This window comes from Loktanella agnita (assembly GCF_046640325.1).
Classification (GTDB): Bacteria; Pseudomonadota; Alphaproteobacteria; order Rhodobacterales; family Rhodobacteraceae; genus Yoonia; species Yoonia agnita.
Genome location: NZ_JBJMBF010000048.1, coordinates 1 through 954 on the forward strand (window position 1 = coordinate 1; position 954 = coordinate 954).

1 protein-coding gene is annotated in these 954 nt (G+C 67.6%); it reads left to right on the forward strand.

The genetic code is table 11. From position 1 onward, the window contains the following. A partial coding sequence (locus tag ACJ5NV_RS20395) for a DUF3987 domain-containing protein (RefSeq protein ID WP_411646715.1) occupies nucleotides 1–954 on the forward strand: 954 nt, incomplete at both ends.

A 954-nucleotide genomic window follows, 5' to 3' on the forward strand; every position in this document is an offset into this window, starting at 1 on the left:
CCCCGAGACGGCCAATCCAGGGCCGGAGCCGTTCCCGCCACGCCTCAGCATTGCGGATGGCACGGTAGAGCGGCTGGCGGTCATTGCCGCCAAACAGCCGCGCGGCACCTTGCTGGCCCGTGACGAGCTGGCGGGCTGGCTGCAGGGCATGACCCGCTATGCAGGGGGCGGGTCAGACCGACCCTTCTGGCTGGAAGCCTATGGCGGGCGCGGCTACACGGTAGAGCGGATGGGCCGGGAGCCGGTCCATATCGACCGGCTCAGCATCGGCGTGACGGGTGGCATTCAGCCGGATCGCCTGAAATCGCTGCTGATGCAAAGCGACGATGACGGGCTGCTGGCCCGCTTCATGCCGATCTGGCCGGACCCCGTTACGTTACATAGGCCGCGTGAAGGGGCGAATGGCCCCTTCTTTGACCAGGCGATGGGTCGTCTCTATCGGCTGCAGATGCTGGAAGAAGACGGCAAACCCCCGCGTCCCTGGCTGGTCGCCTTCGCAGAACCCGCCTGCGCCGCGCTGGATGCGTTCCGGGTGGCAACCCGCGCCTGGGAGGCGGGGACCGAAGGGCTGCTTCTGTCCTTCATCGGCAAGCTGCCCGGCCTTGCGGTGCGCCTGTCCCTGGTGCTGGCCTATCTGGATTGGGCGATGGCGGATCAGCCGGAGCCGTTGGAGATCAGCCAGGCGGTATTTGACCGCGCCACCCATCTGATCGCGTCCTATGCGCTGCCCATGGCGCGGCGGGCCTATGCGGATGCATCGCTGTCCAAGGTCGAACGGTCGGCGCGGCGGCTGCTGGACGCGATCCGGGACCAGGGCTGGCGGCGATTCACCAGCCGGGAGGCGCTGCGCCTGGACCTCAAGGGCCTGTCATCCATCGCCCAGCTCAATCCCGCGCTGACCTTGCTGGAAGATGGCGACGTGATCCAGCCCATCGCGCCGACCATCGGACAACA